The sequence below is a fragment of the Streptomyces sp. A5-4 genome (assembly GCF_051131715.1).
Lineage (GTDB): Bacteria > Actinomycetota > Actinomycetes > Streptomycetales > Streptomycetaceae > Streptomyces.
In genome coordinates this window covers 953833-960000 of sequence record NZ_CP178591.1, presented here as the reverse complement: position 1 = coordinate 960000, position 6168 = coordinate 953833, and the positions used below count along the sequence as shown (strand labels likewise).

The window sequence follows — 6168 nt, the reverse complement described above, 5'->3', positions numbered from 1 at the left end:
CGCGGGAGCGGAGTGAAATAGTACCTGAAACCGTGTGCCTACAAGCCGTGGGAGCGTCGCTGTATGTGCTTGCACATACAGTCGTGACTGCGTGCCTTTTGAAGAATGAGCCTGCGAGTTTGCGGTGTGTTGCGAGGTTAACCCGTGTGGGGAAGCCGTAGCGAAAGCGAGTCCGAATAGGGCGGTTTAGTAGCGCGCTCAAGACCCGAAGCGGAGTGATCTAGCCATGGGCAGGTTGAAGCGGCTGTAAGAGGTCGTGGAGGACCGAACCCACCAGGGTTGAAAACCTGGGGGATGACCTGTGGTTAGGGGTGAAAGGCCAATCAAACTCCGTGATAGCTGGTTCTCCCCGAAATGCATTTAGGTGCAGCGTCGTGTGTTTCTTGCCGGAGGTAGAGCACTGGATAGGCGATGGGCCCTACCGGGTTACTGACCTTAGCCAAACTCCGAATGCCGGTAAGTGAGAGCACGGCAGTGAGACTGTGGGGGATAAGCTCCATGGTCGAGAGGGAAACAGCCCAGAGCATCGACTAAGGCCCCTAAGCGTACGCTAAGTGGGAAAGGATGTGGAGTCGCACAGACAACCAGGAGGTTGGCTTAGAAGCAGCCACCCTTGAAAGAGTGCGTAATAGCTCACTGGTCTAGTGATTCCGCGCCGACAATGTAGCGGGGCTCAAGCGTACCGCCGAAGTCGTGTCATTCGTACACATATCCCCAACGGGAGTGCGGATGGGTAGGGGAGCGTCGTGTGCCGGGTGAAGCCGCCGCGTAAGCGAGTGGTGGACGGTTCACGAGTGAGAATGCAGGCATGAGTAGCGATACACACGTGAGAAACGTGTGCGCCGATTGACTAAGGGTTCCTGGGTCAAGCTGATCTGCCCAGGGTAAGTCGGGACCTAAGGCGAGGCCGACAGGCGTAGTCGATGGACAACCGGTTGATATTCCGGTACCCGCTTTGAAACGCCCAGTACTGAACCCATTAATGCTAAGGCCGTGAAGCCGTCCTGGAGCCTTCGGGCAAAGGGAAGTGGTGGAGCCGCCGGTCCAAGGTGGTAGTAGGTAAGCGATGGGGTGACGCAGGAAGGTAGTCCAGCCCGGGCGGTGGTAGTCCCGGGGTAAGGGTGTAGGGCGTTGTCCAGGTAAATCCGGATGACATGTGCCTGAGACCTGATGCCGAGCCGATTGTGGTGAAGTGGATGATCCTATGCTGTCGAGAAAAGCCTCTAGCGAGTTTCATGGCGGCCCGTACCCTAAACCGACTCAGGTAGTCAGGTAGAGAATACCGAGGCGTTCGGGTGAACTATGGTTAAGGAACTCGGCAAAATGCCCCCGTAACTTCGGGAGAAGGGGGGCCATCACTAGTGATCGGACTTGCTCCGTGAGCTGGGGGTGGCCGCAGAGACCAGCGAGAAGCGACTGTTTACTAAAAACACAGGTCCGTGCGAAGCCGTAAGGCGATGTATACGGACTGACGCCTGCCCGGTGCTGGAACGTTAAGGGGACCGGTTAGTGCACCTTCGGGTGTGCGAGGCTGAGAACTTAAGCGCCAGTAAACGGCGGTGGTAACTATAACCATCCTAAGGTAGCGAAATTCCTTGTCGGGTAAGTTCCGACCTGCACGAATGGCGTAACGACTTCTCGACTGTCTCAACCATAGGCCCGGTGAAATTGCACTACGAGTAAAGATGCTCGTTTCGCGCAGAAGGACGGAAAGACCCCGGGACCTTTACTATAGTTTGATATTGGTGTTCGGTTCGGCTTGTGTAGGATAGGTGGGAGACGTTGAAGCATGCACGCCAGTGTGTGTGGAGTCAATCTTGAAATACCACTCTGGTCGTGCTGGATGTCTAACCTCGGTCCGTGATCCGGATCAGGGACAGTGTCTGATGGGTAGTTTAACTGGGGCGGTTGCCTCCTAAAGAGTAACGGAGGCGCCCAAAGGTTCCCTCAGCCTGGTTGGCAATCAGGTGTTGAGTGTAAGTGCACAAGGGAGCTTGACTGTGAGACCGACGGGTCGAGCAGGGACGAAAGTCGGGACTAGTGATCCGGCAGTGGCTTGTGGAAGCGCTGTCGCTCAACGGATAAAAGGTACCCCGGGGATAACAGGCTGATCTTCCCCAAGAGTCCATATCGACGGGATGGTTTGGCACCTCGATGTCGGCTCGTCGCATCCTGGGGCTGGAGTCGGTCCCAAGGGTTGGGCTGTTCGCCCATTAAAGCGGTACGCGAGCTGGGTTTAGAACGTCGTGAGACAGTTCGGTCCCTATCCTCTGCGCGCGTAGGAATATTGAGAAGGGCTGTCCCTAGTACGAGAGGACCGGGACGGACGAACCTCTGGTGTGCCAGTTGTCCTGCCAAGGGCACGGCTGGTTGGCTACGTTCGGAAAGGATAACCGCTGAAAGCATCTAAGCGGGAAGCCTGCTTCGAGATGAGTATTCCCACCACCTTGAGTGGTTAAGGCTCCCAGTAGACGACTGGGTTGATAGGCCAGATGTGGAAGCCCGGTAACGGGTGGAGCTGACTGGTACTAATAGGCCGAGGGCTTGTCCTCAGTTGCTCGCGTCCACTGTGTTAGTTCTGAAGTAACGAACTGTGCATACACCGGTTTGGTTAACTTCATAGAGTTTCGGTGGTCATAGCGTTAGGGAAACGCCCGGTTACATTTCGAACCCGGAAGCTAAGCCTTTCAGCGCCGATGGTACTGCAGGGGGGACCCTGTGGGAGAGTAGGACGCCGCCGAACAATTATTGTGGGAAAGCCCCGCACCTTATGGTGCGGGGCTTTTCTGCGTTCCCGACCTGGTCTGGCCCCGCCACCCCTGTGCGCCTGCCGGTGGTGGCTGAGGGTAGGCTCAGGGAGCATCATTGACACGTTCCCACAGGAGGCCCCCGGGTGGAGGTCCAGGAGACTCGCGTTCAGACGGACCGGGTCCTCACCATCCCGAACATGCTCAGCATGGCTCGCCTCGTCGGCGTGCCCGTGTTCCTGTGGCTGATCCTTCTCCCTGTGTTCGGTGAGCCAAATCGCGACGGCTGGGCGTTGCTGGTGCTGATGCTCAGCGGTATCAGCGACTATCTCGACGGGAAGCTCGCCCGGCGTTGGAACCAGATCAGCAGTCTCGGCCGGCTGCTGGACCCCGCGGCGGACCGGCTCTACATCCTTTCCACCCTGATCGGCCTCACCTGGCGGGAGATCCTGCCCCTCTGGCTCACAGCGGCCCTATTGGCCCGTGAGCTGATGCTTCTGGTGATGGTGGGTATCCTCCGCCGGCACGGTTATCCGCCACCCCAGGTGAACTTCCTCGGCAAGGCCGCGACGTTCAACCTGATGTACGCCTTCCCGTTGTTGCTTCTCAGTGACGGAACCGGATGGCTCTCATCACTGGCTGCTATTTTCGGATGGGCGTTCGCCGGATGGGGTACAACTCTGTATTGGTGGGCAGGGATCCTCTATGTGGTTCAGGTCCGCCGGCTGGTGAAGGCGGACACAGCGGCCGACTGAGCCTGCCGATAGTGGCGCACTGCAGCGCCTGGTTGCCCGCGCGCGATGTCTGCGGGTCAGCCCCGGCTGGGTGAGGTCGGCCAGACCGTTGTCTCTTCAAGGAGGATCCTTCCGACATGAAGGCCGTTGTGATGGCTGGTGGCGAAGGTACACGCCTTCGCCCCATGACCTCGAGCATGCCCAAGCCCCTGCTCCCCGTGGCCAATCGGCCGATCATGGAGCATGTGCTGCGGCTGCTCAAGCGGCATGGGCTCAGTGAAACCGTCGTGACCGTGCAGTTTCTTGCCTCGTTGGTCAAGAACTATTTCGGTGACGGCGAAGAGCTCGGAATGGAGCTGACCTATGCCAACGAGGAGAAGCCACTCGGCACCGCAGGCAGTGTAAAGAATGCTGAAGCGGCGCTGAAGGATGACACGTTTCTTGTTATCTCTGGCGATGCCCTCACCGACTTCGACCTGACCGACCTGATCCGTTTCCACAAGGAAAAGGGCGCGATGGTCACGGTGTGCCTGGCCCGGGTGCCGAATCCTCTTGAATTCGGTATCACGATCGTGGACGAAGAGGGCAAGGTCGAGCGCTTCCTCGAGAAGCCCACCTGGGGCCAGGTCTTCTCCGACACCGTCAATACGGGCATCTACGTCATGGAGCCCGAAGTCTTCGACTACGTCGAGGCAGACACCTCGGTGGACTGGTCCGGTGATGTCTTCCCTCAGCTGATGAAGGAAGGCAAGCCCATTTACGGCTATATCGCCGAGGGCTACTGGGAGGACGTAGGCACGCACGAGAGCTACGTCAAGGCACAGGCCGATGTCCTTGAGGGCAAGGTCAACGTCGACATCGACGGTTTCGAGATCTCCCCGGGGGTCTGGGTGGCCGAGGGTGCCGAAGTGCACCCGGACGCCGTCCTCCGCGGGCCGCTCTACATTGGCGACTACGCCAAGGTCGAGGCCGGCGTGGAGATCCGCGAGCACACGGTCGTGGGATCGAACGTCGTGGTGAAGAACGGAGCCTTCCTCCACCGGGCAGTTGTGCACGACAACGTCTACATCGGCCAGCACAGCAACCTCCGCGGCTGCGTGATCGGCAAGAACACCGACATCATGCGGGCGGCGCGTATCGAGGACGGCGCTGTCATCGGGGACGAGTGTCTGGTCGGCGAAGAATCGATCATTCAGGGCAATGTGCGGGTCTACCCGTTCAAGACCATCGAGGCCGGCGCCTTCGTCAACACCTCGGTGATCTGGGAGTCGCGTGGCCAGGCGCATCTCTTCGGTGCGCGCGGTGTGTCCGGCATCCTGAATGTGGAAATCACCCCTGAGCTGGCAGTACGGCTGGCCGGGGCGTACGCGACCACGCTCAAGAAGGGCGCCACGGTCACCACGGCGCGTGACCACTCGCGTGGCGCGCGGGCGCTGAAGCGCGCGGTGATCTCGGCGCTCCAGACGAGCGCGATCGACGTACGAGATCTGGAGAACGTGCCGCTGCCCGTGGCACGTCAGCAGACGGCGCGAGGCAGCGCCGGCGGCATCATGATCCGTACGACGCCGGGTGTGCCCGACTCCGTGGACATCATGTTCTTCGACGAGCGTGGTTCGGACCTCTCGCAGGCGGGTCAGCGGAAGCTGGACCGGGTCTTCGCGCGTCAGGAGTACCGGCGTGCGTTCCCCGGCGAGATCGGGGATCTGCATTTCCCGGCCAGCGTCTTCGACTCGTACACCGGATCCCTGCTGCGCAACCTGGACACCACGGGAATCGCGGAGGCCGGGCTGAAAGTGGTCGTCGACGCCTCGAACGGCAGTGCCGGTCTGGTGCTGCCTAGCCTGCTGGGACGGCTGGGTGTTGACGCGTTGACCATCAATCCGGGGCTCGACGAGTCCAGGCCGACGGAGACCGGCGACACCCGCCGGTCCGGCCTGGTGCGCCTTGGGGAGATCGTCGCGTCGGCTCGGGCGGCCTTCGGGGTGCGGTTCGACCCGGTGGGCGAGCGGTTGTCGCTCGTCGACGAGCGTGGGCGGATCATCGAGGACGACCGGGCACTCCTGGTGATGCTCGACCTCGTCGCGGCGGACCGGCGGAGTGGCCGGGTGGCTCTGCCCGTCACCACCACGAGGATTGCCGAGCAGGTGGCGGCGTACCACGGGACACAGGTGGAGTGGACGACCACTTCGCCCGACGACCTGACGCGAGTGGGCCGTGAGGACACGACCATCTTCGGTGGTGACGGCCGCGGTGGCTTCATCATTCCGGAGTCCAGCAGCGTCTTCGACGGCTCGGCCGCCTTTGTGCGGCTGATCGGGCTGGTGGCCAGGACGCAGCTCACTCTCAGTCAGATCGACGCGCGCATCCCGCGGGCCCATGTGCTGAAGCGCGACCTGGCGACGCCTTGGGCGGTCAAGGGGCTCGTCATGCGCAGTGTTGTCGAGGCGGCCGGCGAGCGGTCGGTGGACACGACCGATGGCGTGCGTGTGGTCGAGGCTGACGGTCGATGGGTGATGGTGCTGCCCGATCCCGCCGAGGCTGTCACTCATTTGTGGGCCGAAGGGCCGGACGACGAGTCGGCCCAGGCCCTGCTCGACGAGTGGTCCGCGGTCGTGGACGGTGCAGGTCACTGAGGCGTGACCGGTGTGCCGGACAGCGTCTTCACACGACGCCCGGCACACCGGTGG

General features: G+C 61.2%; 2 protein-coding genes and 2 rRNA genes (1 of these 4 only partly in view). All 4 read left to right on the top strand.

Features of this window, described 5'->3' with window-relative positions; genetic code table 11:
* A 23S ribosomal RNA gene (locus tag ACLLJJ_RS04390) occupies positions 1–2552 on the top strand (it extends 571 nt beyond the left edge of the window).
* A 74-nt stretch (positions 2553–2626) separates the two neighbouring features.
* Positions 2627–2743: ribosomal RNA gene (rrf, locus tag ACLLJJ_RS04385) — 5S ribosomal RNA — on the top strand.
* Between the two features lie 150 nt (positions 2744–2893).
* On the top strand, positions 2894–3502 hold the full coding sequence (locus ACLLJJ_RS04380; RefSeq protein ID WP_434587936.1) for a CDP-alcohol phosphatidyltransferase family protein: 609 nt from the start codon (positions 2894–2896) through the stop codon (positions 3500–3502).
* Positions 3503–3618: 116 nt separating this feature from the next.
* Positions 3619–6114 carry a sugar phosphate nucleotidyltransferase gene (locus ACLLJJ_RS04375; RefSeq protein ID WP_434587935.1) on the top strand — a complete coding sequence of 832 codons (2496 nt, stop codon included), beginning with the start codon at positions 3619–3621 and terminating at the stop codon, positions 6112–6114.
* Positions 6115–6168: the final 54 nt, after the last annotated feature.